Here is a 23,995-nt window from a genome sequence, read left to right as displayed (position 1 = left end):
GTTTTCGGGGGTTAGTACGAAATGTCCGACCGGCCAGTCTTCGTCATTGGATGCCCGCGGTCCGGCACCACGATGCTCCAGCTCATGCTCCACTCGCACCCGCGCATGGCGGTGCCACCGGAGACGCGCTTCCTCGTTCCCGCTTATTACCGGCGCCGCACATGGGGCGACCTGCGGGTCCCCCAGCGGCGCAAGGCACTGGCGCAGTGGATCGCGACCGACCGCAGCACGAAGTTCCGCGAGCTCAAGATCGACAAGGACGAGTTCATCCGGCAGGCCGTGGAGGGGCCGGGCTCGCTCGGCTCGGTCATCGGCACCGCCTTCCGGATGTACGCCGACCGCTTCGACAAGGCCCGCTGGGGCGACAAGAGGCCCAGCTACGTCAAGCAGACCGACCTGCTGCTGCGCCTCTTCCCCGACGCCCAGTTCATCCACCTGATCAGGGACGGCCGCGACTGCGTGGCCTCGCTGAAGGAGATGCCCTGGTACACGCTGGACTCCTTCCACGCGATCTCCACCTGGGCCGAGGCCATCGACGCCGGCGAGCGGCTGCGGCGCACGCTGCCCGACGACACCTACTACGAGCTGCGCTACGAAGACCTCACCGACGACCCGATGACCGAGATGAAGAAGCTCTGCCACTTCCTGGAGGAGGACTTCGCGCCGTCGATGATCTCCCCTCGCGAGGCCGCCGTCCAGGCCGTCCCGCAGCACAAGGTCTGGCACAGCAACACCCATCGCGAGGTCACCCGCAGCCGGGTCGGGAGCTGGGCCAACCGCCTGGACGACTGGGAGATCGCGCTCTGCGAGCACGTCCTCGGTGAGCGCCTCCAGGCCAACGGGTACGAGCTGACCGGCGCGCCCAGGCCGACCAAGGAGCACGTGACGGCCTGCCAGAAGACCATGCAGAAGCGCAAGGCCAGCCGGTCGCGCAAGGCCATGCGCGACCGCTTCAACCGGCTGCGCGAGCCCAGCCCGGTCGGCGCGCTGCTCACCTCCACGCAGAAGTCGCTGGCCGGCATCCCGCAGCAGCGTCCCGAGGTGACCGTCTAGCGCTCGATGTGCGCGAACAGCCGCTCCCAGCGGTCCAGCACGTGGTCGAGGCGGAACGCCTCGGCCCGTGCCCGGGCGGCGGCCCCCAGCCGCCGCCGCTCCCGCGCCGACCCCATCAGCGCGGCCAGCTCGGCGGCGAACGCGTCCACGTCCCCCGGCGGCACCCGTACCGGGCCCGCCGAGCGCACGCCGCCCGACACGTCGAAGGCCACCGACGGCACCCCGTGGGCGCACGCCTCCAGCAGCACGACAGGCAGGCCCTCGTGCTCGCTGGTCAGCGCCACCAGCGAGGCGTTCTGGTACTCCTCGCGCATCCGATGAGCGGGCACCAGACCGCGCAGGACCACCCGGTCCGCGACGCCCTCCCGGGCCGCGTGCGCCCGCAGCCGCTCGCGTTCCGCGCCGTCGCCGATCAGGTGCAACTCCCAGGACGGCGGCGGCTCGGCGCGGGCGAACGCGCTGATCAGCCGGTCGAACCGCTTGACGCCCTCCAGCCGTCCCACGCCCAGCACCCGCGGCACCTCCAGCGCCGACGTCTCCTGCGGCCAGGCGCCCAGCGGGTTGGGCAGCGTCCAGGCGTTGGGCAGCAGGGCGTGCTCGGAGAAGGCCCAGGCGTCGTCCTCGCTGAGGAAGAGCGCCTGGTCGAGGTCGGGGTAGTGCTTCTTGATCGAGGCCAGGTGCCAGCAGTCGCGGGCGTGGTCGTAGGAGCCGTGGTACTGCCCGATCGAGCGGAACCCGGCGGGCAGCAGCCCTGACAGCCTGGTCACCACCGACGGCGACGTCAGCACCGCGTACCCGGGGCGGACGCCGCGCAGCAGCTCCCTCACCCTGCGGTCGGCCAGGCGCCTGGCCAGCGGCCCCTCCACGCCGAGCGGGCCGCCCACGACGTGCTGCCGGTAACGCGGCCGGTCCACGTAGCGGAAGGGCGCGGCGGCGCGGTGCAGGCCGACGACGTGCACCTCGTGGCCGCGTTCGGCCAGGCCCTGGGCCAGGGTGTGGGTGACCTGCTGGACGCCGCCGAGCGTGTCGGCGTCCAGGCAGGCGAAGACGACGGTCATCGCGTGCGCCCCTCGAAGAAGTCGTCCACGATGCGGGCGGAGGCGTCCCCGTGCTCGTCGGCGCACCACAGGGCGCGGAAGGCGGCGTACTTGGCGGCGAAGGCGGCGTGCACCTCGGGCAGGTTCCGCAGCACGTCCACCAGCTCGGCCGTGGTCGTCACGCACGGGCCCGGGGCGATGGCGGGCAGGTCGTGGTAGACGCCGCGCTCGGAGAGCCGGTAGTCGTCCCAGTCGTCGATGAGGAACACCATCGGCCGGCCGGTCACCGCGTAGTCGCACATCACGGAGGAGTAGTCGGTCAGCAGCGCGTCGGAGGCCAGCATCAGGTCGTTGATCTCCGGATAGGACGCGGCCGACCGCACGAAGTGCCTGAGCCGCTCGGGCGGGTCGTACTTCTCGACCGGATGCGTACGCAGCACCACCACCCACTCGCCGGCCAGCTCCTCGGCCATGAGGTCCAGGTCGGCGCGTACCGAACGGCCGCTCATCCTGTCCCGGTCGCGGTAGGTGGGCGCGTAGAGCAGGACCTTGTGCCCCGGCGGGATCTCCAGCCGGGCCCGCACGTCGCCGCCTGCCTGCGCCCGCACCAGCGCGTCGCAGCGCGGCGTGCCGCACCGGTAGACCTTGCCGTCGTAGCCGTTGGAGGGCAGGAACACCCGCGAGAACTCCGCGCTCGGCGACACCAGCGCGTCCCACCGGGCGACGGCGGCCCGCCACTGCTCGCGCGGCCGGTCGAAGTCGCCGCGCAGGTCGGGGGCGTCGAAGCCGATCGACTTGATGCCCTGCCCGTGCCAGGTCTGCAGGTAGCGGGTGCCGGGCGGCTTCGGATAGTCCAGCGGGAAGCCGTGGCTGTCCACCCAGATCCCGGCGCGGGCCATCGTCCACAGGTAGCGCCAGCTTCCCCGGCGGACCAGCCGCACGTCGGCGGGGAAGTTCTTGCGGCCCTTGGCGACCGACCAGACCGCCTCGATCGGCAGGCCGCGCCGCCGTACCTCCTCGTAGATGGCGCGGGGGCTGCCGTTGTAGCCCTTGCCGACGTCCGACTCGAACAGGGCGAGGTCGTCGCGCCGCGGCACCACCCTGATCAGCAGCTTGTACGCGCGCAACTTGGCGCCCGGCGTGTTGAGCTTCCTGAGCAGCAGCCGCCGCGCCCGCCGCAGCGCCGAGCGGGTACGCGAATGCGTGCGCACGCACAGGTAGGCGGCGTAGCCCTCGGCCTTGACCGTGCAGCCGGGCAGCTCGATCGGCTCCAGGTTGGGGTCCACGATCAGCCGGTCGGTGGTGACGTGGCCGTCGGAGCGGCGCCGGAAGCCGACGTGCGGGTCGCTCCTGCCACAAGGGGCGAAGACGACCTCGCTGACGTAGCCGCCGTCGCCCGAGGGGACCGGCTGGATCGGCACCCGTTCCCGGCCCGCCTCCAGGAAGGCGTCCCACTCGGCCGGCAGCACGCCGAACGGGTCGTAGGTGCGCACGGTCATCCGCACCCGCTCGCCGTTCGTGGCCAGGCCGGTCACCTCGTGCCGCAGCCGGGAGTCGGTGTAGGGCAGCTCGGCCAGGCGCAGCGCGGTGATGTCCAGCCCCGGCGCGGCCGTCGTGCCCCAGTACGTGCGCCCGTCCACCTGCACGGCCGCCCGCGGCGCGGCCCGGGGGCCGGTCAGCGAGCCGGCCGCCACGCGCAGGTCCTCGATCCGGTCGTCCAGGATGAGCCGGCAGCAGACCCGGTCCATCGGCTCGATCCGGTCGAACACCTCGCCGGGGATCTCCTCCAGGTACGGCCGCACGACCGAGGCGAACTCCTTGACCCACACCAGGTCGCGCGCGGGCAGCGGGTTGAGGTAGACCCGCAGGTCCTGCCGCAGGAACCGGTACTGCCGGTGTGGCACCAGGTCCTGCGCGCCGTACCCGCGCAGGATGTCGTCGCTCAGCCGGGCCGCGACCACCCGCTGCCGGACGTTGTCCATCTCGTCGATGCTCAGGGAGATGGACTCGTTCGAGCTCGCCCGGTGCCAGTGGTAGACCACCCACGGCACGATCGCGAACCGGCGGGCCACCGCGTACAGCTCGGTGGCGAAGACGTGGTCCTCGTAGTGGATGTCCTCGGGGAAGCGCAGCACGTTGTCGCGCAGCCAGGCGACGTTGTAGAGCTTGTTGGTGCTGAAGGAGTCGAGGAAGAGCTCTGGCTCCGCGCGGATGCCCTCGACCACCCGCCGCCGGGCGAACAACGACGGGTAGTACGGGCGCAGCCGTCCGTCCCGCTCGAACAGCCGGGAGATCTGCCCCGACACGAAGTCGGCGCCGGTGCGCTCGATCTCGGTGAGCAGGCTCTTGCACGCGTGCCTGGGCAGCTCGTCGTCGCTGTCGAGGAACATGGCGTACGGCGCCCTGGCCGCGTCGATGCCGTCGTTGCGCGGGGCGCCGCAGCCGCCGCTGTTGCTCTCCCTGCGCAGGTAGCGCACCCGCGGGTCCTCGGCCATGAGCCGCGCGGCCACCTCGGGCGTGCCGTCCGTGCTCGCGTCGTCGGAGATGATCACTTCCAGGTCGCGCAACGTCTGCCGCAACACCGAACGCACGGCCCTGGGCAGGCGGGCCGCGTCGTTGTACGAGATCACGACGACGCTGCAGTCCGGCATGCCCATGTCCCCCCAGAAATGACCTGCGGGAATGGCACTTCCCCCTGGCGGCGGGAACTGACCGGACTTTATGGGGTTTTTGCTGAAAATCAGCGCATAAGACGACGAATCGCCCAGATGAGGATCGTGAGCGCCAGGAGGCCGCCCGCGATCGGCGCGAGCCGCTTGAGCAGCGGCTGCCCGGCGATCTCCATCAGGTCGAGCGCCTCCTCGTCGGGCGTGCGCGAGGTCCGCAGCGTGCCCGCGGGCCGCACGTCCGGCTCGGGGACGGGCACCGCGCTCAGGTGCCGCTCTTCCTCCAGCGGCTGCTGCTCCTGCTCCTGGGGCGCCACCGGCTCCACCATCGGCTCGGAGAGCAGCTGGGCGAGGTTGCCGGCGAACCTGTCGATCAGCTTGGCCCCGACCTCGGCCATGACCCCGCGTCCGAACTGCGCCGGCCGCCCGGTCACGTTGAACGTCGTCTCCACCGCCACCGACGTGCCCTCCGCGGCCGGCGCCATGCGCGCCCTGACCGTGGCCGAGGCCGTGCCGGAGCCCCTGGCCTCCTTGCCCGACGCCTGGATGGTGAGGGTGTGGGCGTCTTTGTCGACGTCCTCGAACCTGGCCGAGCCCCGGTAGGTGACGGTGATCGGGCCGACCTTGACCTTCATCCGGCCGGTGAACTCGTCGCCCTCGAAGATGTCGAGCGTCGCCCCGGGCAGGCACGGCGCGACCCGTTCGACGTCGAGCAGCACCGCCCACGCCTGCTCGACCGGAACCGGGACAGTGAACTCGTGCTCGAACCGCATCGCCATCGATCCGCTCCTTCCGAGGTTGGTTGCGACACTACGTCGGGGCGGGGGCGCCCGGAAGAGGCGCCCCCGCCTCACTCAGGGGGTCCCGGCGGCCGCGCGCACTGCCCGATGGGTCAGCACCCGGGCCAGGTGGCGGCGGTAGTCGGGCTGGGCGTGCAGGTCGGCGGGGGGCGAGGTGCCCTCCGCCGCCTCCTCGCACGCCTGCCGCACCCGGTCGCCGAGCTCGACGCCGCGCAACGCGGTCTCGGCCGCGCGGGCGCGCACCGGGGTCGGGCCCATGTTCGTCAGCGCGACCCTGGCCTCGGCGATCGAGCCGTTGGAACGCCTGACCGCGGCCGCCACGCCGACGATCGCCCACGACTGCGCGGTCCGGTGGAACTTCTCGTAGTGGAAGCCCCAGCCCTCGCCCAGCTTCGGCACCTTCACGCCGACCAGGATCTCCCCGGCGCGCAGGGACGTCTCCAGGTAGTCGACGAAGAACTCGGCGGCCGGGATCTCCCGTTCGCCCTGCGCCGACGCCGCCACGATCACGCCGTCCAGCGCCAGCACCACGGCCGGCAGGTCACCCGCCGGGTCGGCGTGCGCCAGCGAGCCGCCGAACGTGCCCCGGTGCCTGATCGCGGGGTCGGCCACCCTGGCCGTGGCCAGCGCCACCAGCGGGGCGCCGGCGTTCACCACCGGCGACCGCATGACCTCGTCGTGCGTGGCCAGCGCGCCGATGAAGACGTGGTCGCCCCGGTCGTGCACGCCGTTCAGGCCGGGCAGGCGGCCGATGTCCACCAGCTTGGACGGATACGCCAGCCGCAACCGCAGCAGCGGGAGCAACGACTGCCCGCCGGCCAGCGCCTTGGCGTCCTCGTCGGCGGCGAGCTCCGCGCAGGCCGCCGAGAGCGAGTCGGGACGCACGTAGTCGAACGGTGCGGGGATCATCGCCGCGCTCCTTCCAGCGCTCGCCAGACACGCTCGGGCGTGCACGGCATCCGGATGTCGCCGACGCCGTAGGGCCGCAGCGCGTCCACGATCGCGTTCACCACCGCCGGGGTGGAGGCGATCGTGCCCGCCTCGCCGACGCCCTTGACGCCCAGCGGGTTGCCGGTCGCGGGGGTCTCGGTGCGGTCCGTCGTGAACGACGGCAGGTCCGCCGCCGACGGCAGCAGGTAGTCGGCCATGGTCGCGGTCAGCAGGTTGCCCTCGGTGTCGTAGACGGCCTCCTCGAACAGCGCCTGCGCCACGCCCTGCGCGATGCCGCCGTGCACCTGGCCCTCGACGATCAGCGGGTTGACCACCTTGCCGACGTCGTCCACGGCCACGTACGAGCGGATCCGGGTCTTGCCCGTCTCGGTGTCCACCTCCATCGCGCACAGGTGCGTGCCGTGCGGGAAGGAGTAGTTGTCCGGGTCGAACGTGGCGTCGGAGTCCAGCCGCGCCTCCACGCCGTCGGGCAGGTCGTGCGCCTGGAACGCGGCATAGGCCAGCTCCTGGATCGTCCGGCCCGACCCGGTGCCGCGCACCTTGAACACGCCGCCGTCGAACTCCAGGTCGTCCGGCGAGCACTCCAGCATGTGGGCGGCCAGCCTCCTGGCCTTCTCCCTGACCTTCTCGCACGCCCGCAGCACGGCCATGCCGCCCACGACCAGCGAGCGCGAGCCGTAGGTGTCCATGCCCTTGTGCGCGACGGCCGTGTCGCCGTGCAGCACGCGCACGTCCTCGAACGGCACGCCCAGCGCGTCGGCCACGATCTGGCTCCACGCCGTCACGTGCCCCTGGCCGTGCGGGGACGTGCCGGTGATGACCTCGACCTTGCCGGTCGGCAGCATGCGCACCGAGCCGTGCTCCCAGCCGCCCGCCCCGAAGTTCGCCGCCCCGAGCAGCCGCGACGGCGCCAGCCCGCACATCTCCGTGTACGTGCTGACCCCGATCCCGAGCTGCACCGGATCGCCCCGGTCCCGCCGGTCGGCCTGCTCGGCCCGCAGCTTGTCGTAGCCGAACAGCGACAGCGCCCGCTCCGTGGCCGCCTCGTAGTTGCCCGAGTCGTAGGTCAGCCCCGAGATCGTCGTGAACGGGAACTCCTCGTGCCTGATCCAGTTGCGCCGGCGCACCTCCAGCGGGTCCAGGCCCAGCTCGGCGGCGAGCTCGTCCATCGTCCGCTCGATGCCGAACGTCGCCTCCGGACGGCCCGCGCCCCGGTAGGCGTCCGTGGGCATCTTGGTGGTGAACACGCCCCTGCAGCCGAACTCGTACGCGTCCATCTTGTAGATCGCGTTGAACATGGACGCCCCGAGCAGCGGCACCCCCGGCGTCACCAGCATCAGGTACGCGCCCATGTCGGCCAGCAGGTCGACCTGGAGGCCCCGGATGCGCCCGTCGGCGTCGGCCGCGAGCCGGATGTGCTGGAGCTGGTCGCGGCCGTGGTGCACGGTCAGGTTGCCCTCGGAGCGGGACTCCGTCCACTTGACCGGCCGGCCCAGCCGGCGCGCCATCAGCAGGCAGAGCACCTCCTCGGCGGTGACCTGCAACTTCGAGCCGAACCCGCCGCCCACGTCGGGGGCGATCACCCGCAGGTCGTGCTCGGGGATGCCGGTCACCACCGCGAGCATGACGCGCAGGATGTGCGGGATCTGGGTGGAGGTCCACATCGTGAACGAGTCGCCGTCGGTGTCCACCAGCACCGCCCGCGGCTCCATGGCCGTCGGGATGAGCCGCTGCTGCACGTACGTCCGGTCGACGACGACGGCGGCGCCCTCGAACGCCGCGTCGATGTCACCGGAGGTGATCTTCATGGAGAACGCCTGGTTGCCCGCCTCGTGCACCTTCGGGCTGTCCGGCGACAGCGCCTCGGTCATGTCGAGCACCGCGGGCAGCGGTTCGTAGTCGACCTCGATGGCCTCCAGCGCGTCGGCCGCCCGGTACCGGTCGGTCGCGACCACGCAGGCCACGGCCTCGCCGACGTACCGGACCTCGGAGGTGGCCATCGGCGGGTGGTCGGGGATGACGACGTCGTCGGTCACCGGCCACGCGCACGGCAGACTGCCCTGCTCGGCGGCGAAGTCCTGGCCGCTGAACGCGGCCACCACGCCGGGCAGGCCGCGGGCCGCCGACACGTCCACCCGGGTGATCCGGGCGTGAGCCATCGGGCTGCGCAGGAACATCACGTGCAGCGTGCCGGGCCTGGAGAGGTTGTCCGTCCAGCGCGTACGCCCCGTCAGCAGCCTGGCGTCCTCCTTGCGCCGGCGCGGCCGGCCCACCTCGTGCACGCCGGCCGGCTCGTTGATCTGGCCGCTGTCGGCGATCTGCCCGGCGACGGCCTCGGGGCTCAGCTCGCTCACTGCGTCCTCACCGCCTGCCCCATCTCCTGCGCGCCGCGCTTCACCGCGCGCACGATGTTGCAGTAGCCCGTGCAGCGGCACAGGTTGCCCTCCAGGCCGTGCCTGATCGACTCCTCCGAGGGCTCCGGGTCCTCGCGGACCAGGTCGATCGCGGCCATGACCATGCCGGGGGTGCAGTAGCCGCACTGCAACGCGTGCTCCTCGTGGAAGGCCCGCTGCATCGGGTGCATCGACCCGTTCGCGCCCAGGCCCTCGACGGTGACGACGTCGCCGCCGTCGGCCTGCACGGCGAGCACGGAGCAGCTCTTCACGCTCCTGCCGTCGAGCAGCACCGTGCACGCGCCGCAGTTGCTGGTGTCGCAGCCGACCGGGGTGCCGGTCCTGCCGAGCCGCTCACGTAGTAGATGGACGAGGAGGAGCCGCGGCTCGACGTCCTCCTCGTACTTGATCCCGTCGACGGTGACGGTGATTCGGGGCATACGTCCTCCCTCAGGAGCAGGGGGAAAGGCGGACACACCCGAAACTACGCCGGTGTTTTTCCCGGTCAAGGGTTACTTGCCGCGGACCACCCGCGCGATGATCGCCACCACCCCCGCGAAGGCCAGCCCCACCACGGTCAGCCCGACCACGACCAGCGCGTCCGTGAGCACGCGGGTCACCACCAGGATGCCGAGCACCACGAACAACGTGCCGCTCAGCAGGGCCATCCAGTCGGTCCTGTGCAGGCGCCGGACCCGCTCGACGTCACGCGCCACGGCGCACCTCCATGTCGCCGAGGCCGCCCCGCAGGTTCAGCACGATCGTGAACTCCTCGTCCTCGGACCTGACCTCGGGCTCCAGCACCTTGTCGAACTTGACGTCCACGCCACCCCTGATCGACTGGTCGACCTTGATGTCGCCGACCTTGTTCATCGCGTGCACCTCGACCCTGGCCGTCGGCGGCACGATCACCGTCAGCTCGCCCACGGAGACCCGGGCGTCGAACGTCAGGCTCGTCCCCGGCAGCGCCTTCAGCTCCGTCAGGTCCAGCCGGCCGTCGCCGACGCCGACGTCGTAGACCTTGCCCGCCTCCGAGGGCTTGGTCAGGTACCAGGTGGAGTCGCCGACGTTGCGCGGCAGGCCGCCCAGCATCAGCCCCACGCCGATGAGCAGCGCGACCGTGGTGCCCGCCGCGACGAGACCGGCGCCGCGGCCCCACCAGGCGGCGATGAGCAGCCCGGCGCCGATGGTGATGAGCACGGCGCCGCCGACGATGGTCGGGCTCACGCCCGCGGCCGACCTGGCCTGGACCGCCACGACGATCCCTCCCACTATGATCGCGAGCAAGATGGTGATGACCCCGATGAACGACTTGGGGCGTCGTTTCTGCGGGGCCGGGGCGGTGGCCGGACGGCCGTACAGGGCGGGGTCGTAGGGCGACTGGCCGGACCGCCTGGCCGGGTCGAGCGGGCGGTAGGGGCCCTTCGGGGCGAAGGGCTCGCCGTAGCCGCTGTAGTCGATCGCGGTCCTGGGCTGGGGGCGGTAGGCGGGCGGCTCCTGCCGCGACGCCGCCTGAGCCTGCGGCCGCGGCTGCTGGGCCTCGACCCGCGTCTTCGGGGCCTCCTCGTCGGGGGCCTGCGCGTCAGGGGTCTCGGTGCCGGGGGTCTGCGCCTGGCGGGTCGCGTCGCGGGGGAGCTGGTGCTCCGCCGTCACGGCGCCGGCGGCCTCCATCGCCTGTGCGGCCTCGATCTTCGACATCTCGGCCTTGCCGGCCTCCGCCTGTCCCGCCTCGGGGGTCTCGGGCCGGTCCGTACGCGGTGTCTCGGCCTGCCGGCCGGCCGACATCGCCCGCAGCCGCGCGGCCACGGCCTCGGCGTGGGCGGCGGCCGTCATCCTGGGAGCCGGGGCCGGCGCGGGGGACTCGGGGTGCGCCGTCGCGGTGTCGCCGAGGCCTGACCAGCCCGGTTCGGCGGGACGTACCGGAGGGGTGGCCGCGGGCGGCGCGTAGGACGGCGCCGGCGGCTCCGCGTCGGGGGAGCGCCGGCGACCGAGCCGCTCGGGCATCGAGCGGGCCAGGCCCAGCAGGTCGACGCCTCTGGAGTGGGCCGCGAGCAGCGAGACGGCCAGCAGCACGCCGACCACCAGCGTGCCGGTGTCGAGCCAGACGGTCGCGAGGTTGAGCGCGAGGCCGAACCCGAGCACCGCGGTCAGCAGCGCCATCACGGCCTCGGCGTCGAAGTCGCGGCGGGTCCACTGCTCGATGATCCCCGGCCCGCCGTTGGGCTCCTTCATCAGCAGGAACGCCGCGATGTACAGGAAGATCCCGATGCCCGAACCGAGCAGGAGCACGGCGAACGCCACGCGGAACACCACGGGGTCGATGCCGGTGTGCCGCCCGAGACCGGCGCAGACGCCCATGAGGAAGCGCCCCTCGCTGCTGCGTCGCAGCTCCCGGGGCGGGGCGGCTGGTTGCCGGGGCGGAGCTTCTGTCATGGAACCATCGTGGACCGTCGGGCGGGGTGGTCGCATCCGGGAGACCCCTGACTCGACCCTGGGGGTTGTTCCCTGATGCCCGAAGTGCCCGCGACATGTGACGATGGCGATGTTATGGCAGACCAGAAGACACTTGCCGAGCCCACCGGCGATCGACCCTATCGCCGGATGCTCCGCCCCATGGAGGGCCGCCTGCTCGGCGGCGTGGCCCAGGGGCTGGCGGCGCAGCTCTCCCTCGATCCCGTCGTGATCAGGCTGATGTTCGTGCTGCTCAGCGTCGTGGACGGGGTCGGCATGGTGGCGTACGCCGTGCTGTGGATGATCACTCCGCGTGAGCCGTACGAGGGGCCGCCGCCGCAGCGCGACTGGAGTCAGCTCGCCGCGTTCAGCGCGATCGGCGTGGCGCTGGCCGCGTTCGGCTGGCTGACCGGGGCCTCGAAGGGCGGGATCGGCATGTTGCCGTTCGCCGTCGGCGGCATCGGCGCGCTCATCCTGTGGCAGCAGGCCGACCCCGAACGCCGCAAGAACTGGGTCAGCGGCGCCACCAAGAGCATCCGGACCAACCGGGTGCGCACGCTGCTCGGCGTGACGCTGGTCGTCATCGGCGCGGCCGGCTTCCTGTACGCCCAGGGCGAGCTGGCCCAGGCCAGGCCCGGTCTGCTGTTCACCGTCGTCGTGGTCGGCGGCATCGCGGTCATCGCCGCGCCCTGGCTGGCCGGCCTGTGGAAGGAACTGCAGCTCGAACGGCGCGAGCGCATCCGGCAGGAGGAACGCGCCGAGGTGGCCGCCATGGTGCACGACTCGGTGCTGCACACGCTCACGCTCATCCAGCGCGTCTCCCACGACCCCCGCGAGGTCACCCGGCTGGCCCGCTCCCAGGAACGCGAGCTGCGCAACTGGCTCTACCAGCCCGCCCAGGACGCCGACGCCACCGTGGCCGCCGCCGTCCGCCGGATCGCGGCCGAGGAGGAGGACTCCCACGGCGTGCCCATCGAGGTCGTCTGCGTCGGCGACATCGACCTCGACGCGCAGGGCAAGCTGGCGGCGATGCTCAAGGCGTCCAGGCAGGCGATGGTCAACGCGGCCAAATATTCTGAGAGCCCGGCCATCTCCGTCTACGCGGAGGTGGAGGGCTTGGAGGTGACCATCTTCGTGAAGGACCGCGGCAAGGGCTTCGACCTTGAGGCGGTGCCCCTCGACAGAATGGGCATCAGGGAGTCCATCATCGGGAGAATGGAACGTCACGGCGGCACGGCCAGGGTCCGCACCGAGCCCGGCGAGGGCACGGAAGTGATGCTGACGATGAAGGTGGACAAGCAATGACACGCGTGTTGATCGTCGACGACCACCGGCTGTTCAGATCCGGCGTACGCGCGGAGCTGGGCGACTCGATCGAGGTCGTGGGCGAGGCGGAGGACGTCGAGACGGCGGTCAAGGCCATCGCCGAGCACCAGCCCGACGTGGTCCTGCTCGACGTACACATGCCCGGCGGCGGCGGCCAGGAGGTGCTGCGCCGCGTCCTCAGCACGGGCTCGCAGGTGCGCTTCCTCGCGCTGTCGGTCTCCGACGCCGCCGAGGACGTCATCGGCGTCATCAGGGGCGGCGCCCGCGGCTATGTCACCAAGAACATCAGCGGCAAGGAGCTCACCGACGCCATCCGCCGGGTGGCCGACGGGGACGCGGTCTTCTCGCCGCGGCTGGCCGGGTTCGTCCTCGACGCCTTCGCCTCCTCCGAGGCGCCCTCGATCGACCCCGAGCTCGACTCGCTGACCCAGCGCGAGCGCGAGGTGCTGCGCCTGATCGCCCGCGGCTACGCGTACAAGGAGATCGCCAAGGAGCTGTTCATCTCGGTCAAGACCGTGGAGACGCACGTGTCGTCCGTGTTGCGCAAGCTCCAGCTCTCCAACCGGCACGAGCTGTCTCGCTGGGCCACCGCGCGCCGCCTGGTCTGACCTGCTTTCTGGACCGTTACAAGGTCGTTACGGCGATCCGTAGACGAATCAGGCGTCTCAGTAGTCACACATGGAAGGAGAAGCACATAAACCAGGAGTAACCCCCTTGAATCGCGTCCCCCGGTTGCTTGCCATGGTCGCACTGGTCTCGGCTGCGGCCTGTTCGGCAGAAGGCGTGCCAGCCTCGCAGGCCCCGGCGGTCCGGACGACCGCCTCCGTGGGCGTCGCCGCGGCTGCCCACGTCGCGGCTCCGGCCAAGAAGGTCAAGCTCGACATCGCCGACATCACGCCCATGGCGGAGACGTCGGAGAAAGTCGGCGTCGGTTTCCCGATCATCGTCACGTTCGACCGGGACGTGAAGGACAAGGCCGCCGTGGAGGCGCTGCTGGAGGTCCAGGCCGACAAACCGGTCGAGGGCGCCTGGCGCTGGGTGTCGGCCCGCAAGGTCATCTACCGGACGAAGACGTACTGGAAGCCGCACCAGAAGGTGCTGTTCACCGCGCGCCTCAGCCAGCTCCCCGGCAACAAGGCCGAGGACGTCACCCGCCGCTTCGCCGTCGGCAACGCGAACATCTCGGTCGTCGACACCCGCAGGCACCAGATGAAGGTCTACCGGGACGGCAAGATCGCCAAGAAGATCGCGATCAGCGCCGGCCGGGGCGGCCTGCTGCGCAACGGCGTGGACGTCTACCTCACCACCAGCGGCGTGCACCTCACCATGGGCAAGAAGGCCGTCGAGACGATGACGTCGTCCTGGATGGGGGTGACCGACCCGAAGGACCCGCGCTACTACAAGGAGGAGATCCCCTGGGCGGTGCGCATCTCCGACAGCGGCGAGTACGTCCACCAGAGCGCCGGCTACTACCAGTACCTCGGCCGCTCCAACCAGAGCCACGGCTGCGTGCGCGCCACCCCGCAGGGCGCCAAGTGGTTCTACGGCATCGCCCAGCGCGGTGACGTCGTCAAGATCACCGGGACCAAGCGCAAGCTCGACTGGCGCAACGGCTGGAGCTACTGGCAGCTCAACTGGACCCAGTGGAAGCAGGGCAGCGCCCTCAAGCCCTGACCCGGCAACCGACCGGCAGGGCCGCCCCCCAGGCGCCCTGCCGTCGCCCGACCCGCCGTAGGGCGCCCGGCCTCCGGCGAGGGGCGGGCGCCTGTCGGCCTTCAGGGGTCAGAGCTTCTCCAGGGGTGCGTACGCCAGCAGCAGCGTCTTCTCCCCGTCGGCACCGAAGTCGATCTTGACCTTGGTCTTCTCCGCCACCCCGTCCACGGCCACCACCGTGCCGAGCCCCCACTTGTCGTGCGTCACCCGATCGCCGGGCGTCAACGACAGGACCTGCCGCGACCCGCCGCCGCCGCTCCTGGGCGCCGGCCGCGCAGCCGGCTCCCGCCGCGTCGCCGCGCTCCAGGCCGACTTCTCCGGGTCGGTACGCCAGTCGATGAGCTGCCCCGGCACCTCGTTGACGAACCGCGAGGCCGGGTTGAACGACGGCGACCCCCACGAGCTGCGCACCGCCGCCCGCGTGAGGTAGAGCCGCTTCTGCGCCCGGGTGATGCCGACGTAGGCCAGCCGCCGCTCCTCCTCCAGCTCCTTCGGCTCGCCCAGCGACCGGACGTGCGGGAACACGCCGTCCTCCATCGCGGTCAGGAAGACGACCGGGAACTCCAGCCCCTTGGCCGTGTGCAGCGTCATCAGCGTGACGACCCCCTGCCCGCCGTCGGCGTCGGGGATCTGGTCGGCGTCGGCGACCAGCGACACCTGCTCCAGGAACTCCACCAGCGTGCCCTCGGGGTTGGCCTCCTCGAACTCCGAGGCCACCGAGACCAGCTCGTTGAGGTTCTCCAGGCGGGACTCGTCCTGGGGGTCTTCGGAGGCCTCCAGCTCGGCGCGGTAGCCGGTGGCCACCAGGATCTCCTCGGCCAGCGTCGACGGCGGCACGCCCTCGGCCTTGGCGATCAGCTCCTCGAGCATCGCCACGAACTCGCGCACCGCGTTGAGCGAGCGCGTCGCCATGCCGTACGCCTCGTCGGCCCGGCGCAGCGCGTCCCAGAACGAGATGCGCTCGCGCGAGGACAGCGCCTCGATCATGGCCTCGGCCCGCTCGCCGATGCCGCGCTTGGGCACGTTGAGGATGCGCCGCATCGACACGACGTCGGCCGGGTTGGCCAGCACCCGCAGGTAGGCCAGCAGGTCCTTGACCTCTTTGCGCTCGTAGAAGCGCACGCCCCCGACCACCTTGTACGGCAGCCCGGTGCGGATGAAGATCTCCTCGAACACGCGCGAGGCGGCGTTGGTCCGGTAGAACACCGCGACCTCGCTCGGCCTGACGCCGTCCTCGTCGCTGAGCCGGTCGACCTCCTGGGCCACGAACATGGCCTCGTCGTGCTCGTTGTCGGCGACGTAGCCCACGATCTTGGGGCCGTCGCCCTGGTCGGACCAGAGGTTCTTCGGCTTGCGGCCCTCGTTGCGCGCGATCACCGCGTTGGCCGCGGCCAGGATGTTCTGGGTGGAGCGGTAGTTCTGCTCCAGCAGGATCGTGCGGGCGTCGGGGTAGTCGCGCTCGAACTCCAGGATGTTGCGGATCGTCGCGCCGCGGAAGGCGTAGATCGACTGGTCGGCGTCGCCCACCACGCACAGCTCGGACATGTCGGCGCCCGGACGCACGACGTCGCCGTCGGCGGTGCGCAGCTCGGGATGGCCCACCAGCTCGCGGATCAGGATGTACTGGGCGTGGTTGGTGTCCTGGTACTCGTCGACCAGCACGTGCCTGAACCGCATCCGGTAGTGCTCGGCCACCTCGGGGAAGAGCTGGAACAACGTCACCGTGTTCATGATGATGTCGTCGAAGTCCATCGCGCCGGCCTCGGTCAGCTTGAGCTGATAGGCCTTGTACGCCTGCGCGAGCGTCTTCTCCAGGTGCGAGCCCGCCTTGTCGAGCGCGGTCTCGTAGTCGACCAGCTCGTTCTTGAAGTTGCTGACCTGCGCCGAGAACGAACGCGGCGGGTAGCGCTTCGGGTCGAGCTCCATCTCCCTGCAGACCATCGCCATCAGCCGCTGCGAGTCGGCCTGGTCGTAGATCGAGAAGCTCGACGGGAAGCCCAGCCGCTTGGCCTCGCGCCGCAGGATGCGCATGCAGGCGCTGTGGAACGTCATCACCCACATCGCCTTGGAACGCGGCCCGACGAGCTTGTCGATGCGCTCCTTCATCTCGCGGGCGGCCTTGTTGGTGAAGGTGATGGCCAGGATCTCGCCCGGATGGGCGTTGCGCTCGGCCAGCAGGTAGGCGATGCGGTGGGTGAGCACCCGCGTCTTCCCCGACCCCGCCCCCGCCACGATGAGCAGGGGGCTGCCATGATGGATCACGGCCTCGCGCTGCTGGGGGTTGAGGCCGTCGAGCAAGGGGTGGTCAACAGAGACTTGGGTCGGCACCCACCTAGGTTAAGACGCGCCACCGACAAACGGCGCCCGGAATGCCTCCGACGGGGTGCCGGTTGTCCTCCGTACAGGGTCCAGGAAGGGAAGCCATGCTGCCGGAAGCCGAGATCAACCGGGTACTTGTCGTGACCGCGCATCCCGACGACGTCGACTTCGCCGCGGCGGGAAGCGTGGCGCTGTTCGTGGAGCGGGGGCTGGAGGTCACGTACCTGCTCGTCACCGACGGTGACGCCGGCGGCAACGAGCGCACCCTCGACAACTCCGGCATGGCCGAGCTGCGCAGGACCGAGCAGCTCGCCGCGGCCAAGGCCGTCGGCGTGACGGACGTGCGCTTCCTCGGCTACTCCGACGGCCGGGTGGTGCCCTCGCTCGACCTCCGGCGCGACATCGCCCGGGTGATCCGCCAGGTACGCCCCGACCTGGTCATCACCCACCACCCCGACCGCAACTACCAGTTCGTCGCTCCCAGCCACCCCGACCACCGGGCCGTGGGCGGGGCCGCGCTCGACGCGGTCTACCCCGACGCCCGCAACCCCTACGCCTTCCCCGAGCTGCTGCGCGACGAGAGCTTGGAGGCGTGGACGGTCAGGGAGGTCTGGCTGAACGGCGGCCCCACCCCCAACCACTGGGTGGACGTCACCGCGGTCATGGACCGCAAGCTCGCGGCCTTGCAGTCGCACGTCAGCCAGGTCGCCCACGTCGAGGGCTTCACCGACTTCGTCCGGGGCCGCTTCGCCGCGTGGGCCGAGCAGGCCGGCTTCGGCGAGGGCCACTACGCGGAGGGCTTCCAGGTCGTGCCCACGGCCTGACCGCGGCCTGACCGCGGCCTGAGCACGACCTTTCCGCCCCTGGCTCAGGGGATCGAGCCGGGCGGCACCACCCAGAGCGCGGGCTGCCCGGTGACCTCGGAGATGACGTCGAAGTACCGGTCGTAGTGCAGGATCGTCGCCTGATGCAGCTCGGCACAGGCGGCGATCAGCAGGTCGCCCGGCCCGGCCGCCCGGGTGTGCGACCTTCCGGCGAGCATCGCCTGCACCTCCAGGGCCCTTGGTCCGACCTCCTTGTGCGTGATGGACAGGAGGCGGAAGCCCTCCCGCAGGTAGCGGGCGTCCCGTTGGTGGCCTTTGAGGTCAGAGGCGCTGTAGAGCACCTCCAGTTGCGTGACCTCGCAGACCGCGAGGGTTCTGTCGAGCATGAGCGGTTCGAGGGCCCGCTGGACCGCTGGATGCGGCATGCGGGCCAGAGCGCTCTTGTCGATCAGGTAGACCACTCCGGTGGTCACCACGCATGCTTCATGATCCACGGATCCAGAAGATGCGTATTGTCCCGGGTGCGCCAGTATTTGTAGGCTTCGCGGCGTTTGGCCCTTTCTGCGACCTCCGACAGTGCCGCGTTCACCGTCTCCTTCACGGTCGATGTGCCCAATTCGCGTTGGGCCAGCTCCAGGAGACCTGTGTCGACGTCGATCACCGTACGCATGCAACACCACCTCCGTACCTCCGGGGATATCAGAAATAGTGATCTTGAGATGCGCCCGTCCCGGAGTGGTGCGCCTGCGGGGAGGGTCGTGGCCGAGACGTTAGAGCATCGGTCGCGCCCATTGTGGACCGTTCCAAATGTCGGTGAAGGATCCTCATCTTCCGAGGTGGAAATCTCATCCCGGCCCGGGGGAGAACTCTCAACCCGGCCGCGGTCCGGGATGATTTCAGCGCTTTGCCGAGAGCCTCGCGAAGAGGTAGCCGAGCGAGTTGGTCGCCAGGTGCAGCATCGACGGCGCCAGCAGCCCGCCGCGGCGCCGGAGCTCGCAGAAGAGCACCCCGGCCGCCGCCGTGGACACCACGCTGCCCGCCACCACCCGCGCGACGTCGAGATGGGCGGGCGACTCGCCCGCGGTCAGCGCGCCGAGCGCCGGGTTCGCGCGGGCCATGTCGATCGCCGGGAGGATGTGCCACAGGCCGAACAGCGCCGAGGAGACCGCCGTGGCGGCGGTCGCGCCGTGCCGGCGGGCCAGCATGCCGTGCAGCGCGCCGCGGAACCCGGCCTCCTCCAGCAGGACCGTGCCCAGGGGGACCTGGAGCAGGGCCTCCTCCAGGGCGCGGGCGCGCGAGAGCGACAGGGCGCGCTCGTCGTGGAAGAGCGGCCTGGTGCGGGGCACGGCGATGCCCACGGTGTAGACGGCGGCCACCGCGGTCGCCAGCGCGCCGCCGACCGCCGCTCCCCGGGACGCCTTCTCGAACCCGAGCTCACGCCACGACACCCCGTGCCGGCGGGCCATGGCCACGAGCGCGGCGGTGGCGGCGGCGGACGTCAGGGGGGCGAGCCTGGGGGCGATCTTGTTGTTGAGGACGTTGGCGGCGGTGAGGACGGCGATCGAGCGCAACAGCACCCTTGCAGGCTACGTCGCACCACAACCCGACGGCGTCACACCCTCCGGCGGGGGAAGGCGTCCGGAGACGGGGGGTCACACCATCCGACGGTGACGGCGTCAGGGGACGGGGGCGTCACGCCATCCGACGGGGACGGCGTCGGCGGGCAGGGGGGTCGCGTCGTCCGAAGGGAGCCGATGTCAGCGGGCAACGGGATGTCGCGTCATCCGGTGGGGACGGCGTGGGTCAGGAGGCGGCGGAGTTGCGCCAGCCTGCGGGGAAGCGGGTGCGGCGGCGTTCCTGCGGAGTGAGGCCGCCCCAGATGCCCTCCGTTTCGCCCTCGCGTAAGGCGTAGGAGCGGCACTCGTCGATGACCGGGCAGCGGGCGCAGACCGCCTTCGCGCGGGCCTCCTGCAACGGTGAGGGCGCGAGCGGGAAGAAGAGGTCAGGGTCGCTGGACCTGCACGCGCCTCTGCGCAGCCAGCCGATCTCCTCCAGTGGCATGCCTCCACCGTAGAGGCAGGTCATGATCAGACACATCATCCTCTGGGCTGACCCGCGTGTACATCCTCAGCAGGCGCGCACGCCGTCCTGGTAGCCGTCGGCGAAGGAGGTCTGGCGTTGCTCGGCGGTGCCGTGGGCGGCGGGGTTCAGCCAGTCGTCCGTGGGGTCGCCGGCGGCCTCCAGGCTGGTCATGAGCTCGTCCTCGTCACCGGGCTGGGCGCGCAGGGAGCCTGACCCGACCAGGGCCGACAGGGTTCCGCCGGCGTAGCAGTCGGCCTGGAGCTCGGCCTGGACATTCAGCTCGAAACCGGTCCTGAGCTGGGCCTGGACGGCGTGCCCGAACTCATGGGGGATGATCACGTACACCGACCCGTCGCCCATGTCGTTCCACAACGACTCCATCCAGGCCTGGTCATAGGCGATGAAGTGGCCCTCGGGGCAGTAGAAGGCGTTGTTCGGCACGGACGGCTCGCCCCCGCAGGAAGGACCCGAACTCCCGGAGTAAGGGATGAAGTCGGCGATAGGCCGATATGTCATCCCCTGCTGGTCGAAGAATTCCGTCCAGAACGACTCGGTGAGGGTGCGCGCGGCCCGGATGTCGTCCTCGAACGTGTCGGCCCCCTGAACGTCCCTGGACGCGGGCCGGGTGAGGCCGCAGCCGGCGAGCAGCAGGACGAGGGCCAGGACGAGAAGGCGAGGTCGCACGAGGTTCACACGTCCCAAGTGTGCACCGGATCGTTGCCGTGCATGCGGTCGATGTAGTCCAACGTCATGGCGCGTAACGCCTCGTGGCGGTCGCCGCCCTGCGCGCGCACCCGTTCGACCTGCCACGTCGCGCCCGTACGGCCGGTCAGGCAGCGTCCCTCGATGATGCCGAGCAGCCGGTCGGCGACCGGCGTGTGCACCCCCCACGCGGCCAGGCCCTCGCGCGCCATGGGCAGCAGCCGGCGCAGGATCAGCTCGGCCGCCGGCACCTCGCCCAGCCCCGGCCAGTACAGCCGGGCGTCCAGGCCGTGCCGGGCCGCGGCGGCGAGATTGTCCTCGGCGGTGCGGAAGGACATCTGGCTCCAGATCGGCCGTTCGGCCGACGGGAGCACGCGCATCAGGCCGTAGTAGAACGCGGCGTTCGCGGCGATGTCGGCCACCGTGGGCCCGGCGGGCAGGACGCGGTTCTCCACGCGCAGATGCGGCACGCCGTCCACGACCGCGTAGACGGGCCGGTTCCAGCGGTAGATGGTGCCGTTGTGCAGGGTCAGCTCGTGCAGCTGGGGGATGCGTCCCTGGTCCAGCTCGGCCCGCGGGTCCTCCTCCTCGCACAGGGGGAGCAGCGCCGGGTAGTAGCTGACGTTCTCCTCGAACAGGTCGAAGACGCTGGTGATCCAGCGTTCCCCGAACCACACCCGCGGCCGCACGCCCTGCGTCTTCAGCTCGGCCGGACGGGTGTCGGTGGCCTGCTCGAACAGCGCGATCCTGGTCTCGCGGTGCAGTTCCTTGCCGAACAGGTAGGGGGAGTTGGCCGCGACGGCGACCTGGGGGCCCGCGATGACCTGGGCGGCGTTCCAGTGCGGCGCGAACGCCTCCGGGCTGACCTGGAGGTGGAGCTGGACGCTGGTGCACGCGGCCTCGGGCGCGACGCTGTCGGCGTGGGTGTCGAGGCGTTCCACGCCTTCGATGCACAGGTGCAGGTCCTCGCCGCGGGCGGCGAAGATCTGCTCGTTGAGCAGGCGGTAGCGGGGGTTGGCCGACAGGGTGCCCTCGCTGATGTCCTGCTCGCGCAGCGTGGGCAGGATGCCGATCAGCACCAGGTGCCCGTCCTGGGAGCGGGCGCGCTCCTCGGCGTGGTTGAGCCGCCTTCGTACGTCCGCCTCCAGGTGCAGCGGGCCGTCGCCGGTCAGCTCCCGGGGCTCGACGTTGATCTCGATGTTGAACTGGCCCAGCTCGGTGGCCCAGTCCGGCTGCTCGATCGCGGCCAGCACCTGGGCGTTGCGCATGGCGGCCTCGCCACGGGCGTCCACGATGTTGAGCTCGATCTCCAGGCCGGCACGGGGGCGTTCGAACTCGAAACGGGACTCGCGCAACATCTGGGCGAAGACGTCGAGACATCGACGCACCTTTTCCCGATATTTCCGGCGATCGTCCCGGCTGAACACGACGACTGGTACGTCCCTGCCCATACCAGGAAATGTCGCACGGCTGGGCCGACATGACCAGCCGGAGATCGACGCGATGTCCCCGCGGGCCGGACCACATGAAGATCATCGAGAGGGCGCGCGACCCCCGTGACATCCCCGTAGGGTTCGGGCATGCGCGTATTGATTACCGGTGGGGCGGGCTATATCGGCAGCACGATCGGGTCGGCGTGCCTCGACGCCGGCATCGAGCCCGTGATCCTCGACAGCCTCGTGACGGGCCGCAGGGAGTTCGCCGACGGACGGGTCTTCTACGAGGGCGACATCGGCGACGGCGCCCTCGTCGACAAGATCTTCGCCGAGCACCCCGACATCGAGGCCGTCGTCCACTGCGCGGCCCTGATCGTCGTGCCCGACTCCGTCGCCGACCCGGTCGGCTACTACCGCGCGAACGTCGCCAAGAGCCTGGAGTTCGCCGACCACCTGCTGCGCAACGGCTGCGAGCGGATGATCTTCAGCTCGTCCGCGTCGATCTACCAGGCCGGCGCGGACCACACCGTGGACGAGAGCTCGCCGCTCGCCCCGCAGAGCCCGTACGCGCGGACCAAGGCGGTCTGCGAGGCCATGTTCGCCGACGTCGCCGCCACCCGGCCGATCCGCATCCTGTCGCTGCGCTACTTCAACCCGATCGGCGCCGACCCGGCCATGCGCACGGGCCTGCAACTGCGCCGTCCCAGCCACGCCCTGGGCAAGATGATCGAGGCGTACGAGGAGGGCGTGCCGTTCGCGATCACCGGCACCGACTACCCGACGAGCGACGGCACGGGCATTCGCGACTACGTCCACGTCTGGGACCTGGCCGCCGCGCACGTGGCGGCGCTGCGCCGGTTCGACTCCCTGGACGCCGACGTCATCAACCTCGGCACCGGCGCAGGAACGACGGTCCGCGAGCTGGCCGAGGCGTTCAACCGGGTCGCCGACCGGCCGATCGACGTGGTCGAGGCGCCCGCCCGGCCCGGTGACGTGGCGGGGGCGTACACGCGCAGCGACCGGGCGCGGCGGCTGCTCGGCTGGGAGACCCGGTTCACCGTCGAGGAGGGCATCAGGCACTCGCTGGAGTGGGCCGCCCTGCGCGACTCCCGCCTCGCCTGACCCGCGCGCCCGGGGCCGGAGGGGCCGGGCACCGCGCCTGTCCCGCCAAGCGGCGACGGGAGAGGCGCGGACCTCGGCACTGGCGGTGCTACTTGGCGACGCTGACGCCGAACGGCAGGTCGAGGGAGGAGATGTCGTCCTTGCCGTTCTCGAACTCGCTGGAGACGTCGTCAGCCGTCGGAGCCTTGATCGACACGGCGCCGCCCCAGCCGGTGAACCGGGTGTCGACCCGCACGCCGCCGTCCTTCGTGGAGCCCGAGCCGGTGATCGCGGTCTGCGGGAACGTGGCCACCAGGCGCACCGGCAGGCCGGCCGCGTTCACGGTGAGCTTCCAGCTGATGACGCTCTTCAGCGCCTTGGCCGTCGGACGCGGGTCGATCGCGCTCGACCGGTACCAGAGCGAGATCTTCCGCAGGTCGCGGACGGTGATCTTGCCGGCGTAACCGCCGCTCACCGGCTTGGCGGTCTTGAGCAGGGCCTTGAGCGTGGCCTGCTCGGCGACGTTCACCGGCTGGCCGAACGTGCCGGTGAGGCCGCCCGTCGGGCCGTGCGGGGCCTTGAACCAGGTCTCGCCCTCGGGCAGGACCTTGCTCCACATGCCGCCGGACAGGTACGACGTGGTGCCGATCCGGATCGTGCGCTCGGGCGTGGCCAAAGCCTTGAGCGTCTCCGGCGCGTCGTCGCCCAGGTCGGACAGGTTGAGGGCGAACTTGGCCGTGATGTCCGAGGCGGCGAGGCCGGACTTGCTGAACTGGAACGTGCCCGTGCGCCGGATGAAGACCTCGCTGCGCGTACCGTCGGAGACGCTGATGCGCTCGCTGAACTTCACCCCCTTGCCGGGGACGAGCTGCTTCTTCACGGCGGCCACGGGGTTCTTGGGCGCGGCCGCCTGGGCCGGAGCCGCCAGCAGCGCGGGGGTGGCGACCACCAGGGCGGCGGTCGTCGCCAGCGCGACGCCGGTGAGGATTCGCTTCATGTGCGGTTGTGTTCCTTGGTTCGAGGGGGAGTGACGGCAGCTCGGCGGCTCAGACATCCCTGGACGTTTGTTGTCAAGCAGCGAGGTCGTTTGATCGGTGCGACCAGGCGGTTGCCTGGTCGTAGGGGCTGTGGGTTTTGAGGC

The 23,995-nt window shown here is 71.0% G+C and carries 22 protein-coding genes; 6 read left to right on the top strand and 16 right to left on the bottom strand.

Annotated elements, in window-relative coordinates:
- Window positions 1-21 precede the first annotated feature (21 nt).
- Window positions 22-1,053 (top strand): sulfotransferase, encoded by a 1,032-nt coding sequence (locus ABZ459_RS40500; protein WP_357982540.1) that lies wholly within the window; start codon window positions 22-24, stop codon window positions 1,051-1,053.
- Here the strand turns inward: ABZ459_RS40500 and ABZ459_RS40495 are convergent.
- From ABZ459_RS40495 to ABZ459_RS40460, 8 genes are all read right to left on the bottom strand, one after another.
- Window positions 1,050-2,111, bottom strand: a complete 1,062-nt coding sequence (locus ABZ459_RS40495; protein ID WP_357982538.1) for a glycosyltransferase — start codon at window positions 2,109-2,111, stop codon at window positions 1,050-1,052. The genes ABZ459_RS40500 and ABZ459_RS40495 overlap by 4 nt on opposite strands.
- Window positions 2,108-4,741 carry a CDP-glycerol glycerophosphotransferase family protein gene (locus ABZ459_RS40490; RefSeq protein WP_357982535.1) on the bottom strand — a complete coding sequence of 878 codons (2,634 nt, stop codon included), beginning with the start codon at window positions 4,739-4,741 and terminating at the stop codon, window positions 2,108-2,110. The genes ABZ459_RS40495 and ABZ459_RS40490 overlap by 4 nt, the downstream gene beginning before the upstream one ends.
- 89 nt (window positions 4,742-4,830) lie before the next feature.
- Window positions 4,831-5,535, bottom strand: a complete 705-nt coding sequence (locus ABZ459_RS40485; protein WP_357982532.1) for an SRPBCC family protein — start codon at window positions 5,533-5,535, stop codon at window positions 4,831-4,833.
- Between the two features lie 75 nt (window positions 5,536-5,610).
- Complete coding sequence (locus tag ABZ459_RS40480; RefSeq protein ID WP_357982529.1) at window positions 5,611-6,465, bottom strand: xanthine dehydrogenase family protein subunit M; 855 nt, start codon at window positions 6,463-6,465, stop codon at window positions 5,611-5,613.
- The gene (locus ABZ459_RS40475; protein WP_357982798.1) at window positions 6,462-8,807 is read right to left on the bottom strand and encodes a xanthine dehydrogenase family protein molybdopterin-binding subunit; all 2,346 of its coding nucleotides are present in this window, start codon (window positions 8,805-8,807) and stop codon (window positions 6,462-6,464) included. The genes ABZ459_RS40480 and ABZ459_RS40475 overlap by 4 nt, the downstream gene beginning before the upstream one ends.
- A 50-nt stretch (window positions 8,808-8,857) precedes the next feature.
- Entirely contained in the window at window positions 8,858-9,340 is a 483-nt protein-coding gene (locus ABZ459_RS40470; RefSeq protein ID WP_357982526.1) for a (2Fe-2S)-binding protein, read from the bottom strand.
- Window positions 9,341-9,412: 72 nt separating this feature from the next.
- Complete coding sequence (locus ABZ459_RS40465; RefSeq protein WP_352323884.1) at window positions 9,413-9,616, bottom strand: hypothetical protein; 204 nt, start codon at window positions 9,614-9,616, stop codon at window positions 9,413-9,415.
- Complete coding sequence (locus ABZ459_RS40460) at window positions 9,606-11,333, bottom strand: PspC domain-containing protein (RefSeq protein ID WP_357982522.1); 1,728 nt, start codon at window positions 11,331-11,333, stop codon at window positions 9,606-9,608. The genes ABZ459_RS40465 and ABZ459_RS40460 overlap by 11 nt, the downstream gene beginning before the upstream one ends.
- 114 nt (window positions 11,334-11,447) lie before the next feature.
- On the opposite strand from ABZ459_RS40460, the gene ABZ459_RS40455 reads away from it, so the two are divergent.
- From ABZ459_RS40455 to ABZ459_RS40445, 3 genes are all read left to right on the top strand, one after another.
- Window positions 11,448-12,656 carry a PspC domain-containing protein gene (locus tag ABZ459_RS40455; protein ID WP_357982519.1) on the top strand — a complete coding sequence of 403 codons (1,209 nt, stop codon included), beginning with the start codon at window positions 11,448-11,450 and terminating at the stop codon, window positions 12,654-12,656.
- The gene (locus ABZ459_RS40450) at window positions 12,653-13,285 is read left to right on the top strand and encodes a response regulator transcription factor (protein WP_352323887.1); all 633 of its coding nucleotides are present in this window, start codon (window positions 12,653-12,655) and stop codon (window positions 13,283-13,285) included. Before ABZ459_RS40455 ends, ABZ459_RS40450 begins: the two co-directional genes overlap by 4 nt.
- A gap of 175 nt (window positions 13,286-13,460) precedes the next feature.
- Entirely contained in the window at window positions 13,461-14,351 is an 891-nt protein-coding gene (locus ABZ459_RS40445; RefSeq protein ID WP_357982516.1) for a L,D-transpeptidase, read from the top strand.
- A gap of 108 nt (window positions 14,352-14,459) precedes the next feature.
- On the opposite strand, the gene pcrA is transcribed toward ABZ459_RS40445, so the two are convergent.
- Complete coding sequence (gene pcrA / locus ABZ459_RS40440) at window positions 14,460-16,688, bottom strand: DNA helicase PcrA (protein WP_357982795.1); 2,229 nt, start codon at window positions 16,686-16,688, stop codon at window positions 14,460-14,462.
- Between the two features lie 125 nt (window positions 16,689-16,813).
- Here pcrA and ABZ459_RS40435 point away from each other — a divergent pair, with 125 nt between their 5' ends.
- Window positions 16,814-17,533, top strand: coding sequence for a PIG-L deacetylase family protein (locus ABZ459_RS40435; RefSeq protein ID WP_357982513.1), 720 nt, complete (start codon window positions 16,814-16,816; stop codon window positions 17,531-17,533).
- 44 nt (window positions 17,534-17,577) lie between these two features.
- Here the strand turns inward: ABZ459_RS40435 and ABZ459_RS40430 are convergent, their stop codons facing one another.
- The 6 genes from ABZ459_RS40430 to ABZ459_RS40405 form a co-directional block, all read right to left on the bottom strand.
- Window positions 17,578-18,027: a PIN domain-containing protein gene (locus tag ABZ459_RS40430; RefSeq protein WP_357982510.1), complete on the bottom strand. Its 450-nt coding sequence runs from the start codon at window positions 18,025-18,027 to the stop codon at window positions 17,578-17,580.
- Window positions 18,003-18,203 (bottom strand): type II toxin-antitoxin system VapB family antitoxin, encoded by a 201-nt coding sequence (locus ABZ459_RS40425; protein WP_357982507.1) that lies wholly within the window; start codon window positions 18,201-18,203, stop codon window positions 18,003-18,005. Before ABZ459_RS40425 ends, ABZ459_RS40430 begins: the two co-directional genes overlap by 25 nt.
- A 226-nt stretch (window positions 18,204-18,429) precedes the next feature.
- Window positions 18,430-19,110: a CPBP family intramembrane glutamic endopeptidase gene (locus ABZ459_RS40420; protein WP_357982504.1), complete on the bottom strand. Its 681-nt coding sequence runs from the start codon at window positions 19,108-19,110 to the stop codon at window positions 18,430-18,432.
- Between the two features lie 226 nt (window positions 19,111-19,336).
- Window positions 19,337-19,594: a WhiB family transcriptional regulator gene (locus ABZ459_RS40415; RefSeq protein ID WP_352323895.1), complete on the bottom strand. Its 258-nt coding sequence runs from the start codon at window positions 19,592-19,594 to the stop codon at window positions 19,337-19,339.
- 66 nt (window positions 19,595-19,660) lie between these two features.
- Window positions 19,661-20,299 carry a neutral zinc metallopeptidase gene (locus ABZ459_RS40410; RefSeq protein WP_357982501.1) on the bottom strand — a complete coding sequence of 213 codons (639 nt, stop codon included), beginning with the start codon at window positions 20,297-20,299 and terminating at the stop codon, window positions 19,661-19,663.
- A gap of 5 nt (window positions 20,300-20,304) precedes the next feature.
- Window positions 20,305-21,705: a glutamate--cysteine ligase gene (locus tag ABZ459_RS40405; protein WP_357982498.1), complete on the bottom strand. Its 1,401-nt coding sequence runs from the start codon at window positions 21,703-21,705 to the stop codon at window positions 20,305-20,307.
- Between the two features lie 192 nt (window positions 21,706-21,897).
- On the opposite strand from ABZ459_RS40405, the gene galE reads away from it, so the two are divergent.
- Complete coding sequence (galE, locus tag ABZ459_RS40400; protein ID WP_357982495.1) at window positions 21,898-22,875, top strand: UDP-glucose 4-epimerase GalE; 978 nt, start codon at window positions 21,898-21,900, stop codon at window positions 22,873-22,875.
- Between the two features lie 88 nt (window positions 22,876-22,963).
- On the opposite strand, the gene ABZ459_RS40395 is transcribed toward galE, so the two are convergent.
- On the bottom strand, window positions 22,964-23,851 hold the full coding sequence (locus tag ABZ459_RS40395; RefSeq protein WP_357982492.1) for a hypothetical protein: 888 nt from the start codon (window positions 23,849-23,851) through the stop codon (window positions 22,964-22,966).
- Window positions 23,852-23,995: the final 144 nt, after the last annotated feature.

It is taken from the genome of Nonomuraea sp. NPDC005692 (assembly GCF_040631115.1).
Taxonomy (GTDB): Bacteria; Actinomycetota; Actinomycetes; order Streptosporangiales; family Streptosporangiaceae; genus Nonomuraea.
The sequence above is the reverse complement of the archived record's forward strand: the minus strand, read 5'-3'. Positions and strand labels throughout refer to the sequence as shown.

Coding starts and splice junctions, on each gene's coding strand:
- ABZ459_RS40500 (WP_357982540.1), top strand. CDS start 22: ATGTCCGACCGGCCAGTCTTCGTCATTGGATGCCCGCGGTCCGGCACC.
- ABZ459_RS40495 (WP_357982538.1), bottom strand. CDS start 2,111: ATGACCGTCGTCTTCGCCTGCCTGGACGCCGACACGCTCGGCGGCGTC.
- ABZ459_RS40490 (WP_357982535.1), bottom strand. CDS start 4,741: ATGCCGGACTGCAGCGTCGTCGTGATCTCGTACAACGACGCGGCCCGC.
- ABZ459_RS40485 (WP_357982532.1), bottom strand. CDS start 5,535: ATGGCGATGCGGTTCGAGCACGAGTTCACTGTCCCGGTTCCGGTCGAG.
- ABZ459_RS40480 (WP_357982529.1), bottom strand. CDS start 6,465: ATGATCCCCGCACCGTTCGACTACGTGCGTCCCGACTCGCTCTCGGCG.
- ABZ459_RS40470 (WP_357982526.1), bottom strand. CDS start 9,340: ATGCCCCGAATCACCGTCACCGTCGACGGGATCAAGTACGAGGAGGAC.
- ABZ459_RS40460 (WP_357982522.1), bottom strand. CDS start 11,333: ATGACAGAAGCTCCGCCCCGGCAACCAGCCGCCCCGCCCCGGGAGCTG.
- ABZ459_RS40455 (WP_357982519.1), top strand. CDS start 11,448: ATGGCAGACCAGAAGACACTTGCCGAGCCCACCGGCGATCGACCCTAT.
- ABZ459_RS40450 (WP_352323887.1), top strand. CDS start 12,653: ATGACACGCGTGTTGATCGTCGACGACCACCGGCTGTTCAGATCCGGC.
- ABZ459_RS40435 (WP_357982513.1), top strand. CDS start 16,814: ATGCTGCCGGAAGCCGAGATCAACCGGGTACTTGTCGTGACCGCGCAT.
- ABZ459_RS40425 (WP_357982507.1), bottom strand. CDS start 18,203: ATGCGTACGGTGATCGACGTCGACACAGGTCTCCTGGAGCTGGCCCAA.
- ABZ459_RS40415 (WP_352323895.1), bottom strand. CDS start 19,594: ATGCCACTGGAGGAGATCGGCTGGCTGCGCAGAGGCGCGTGCAGGTCC.
- galE (WP_357982495.1), top strand. CDS start 21,898: ATGCGCGTATTGATTACCGGTGGGGCGGGCTATATCGGCAGCACGATC.
- ABZ459_RS40395 (WP_357982492.1), bottom strand. CDS start 23,851: ATGAAGCGAATCCTCACCGGCGTCGCGCTGGCGACGACCGCCGCCCTG.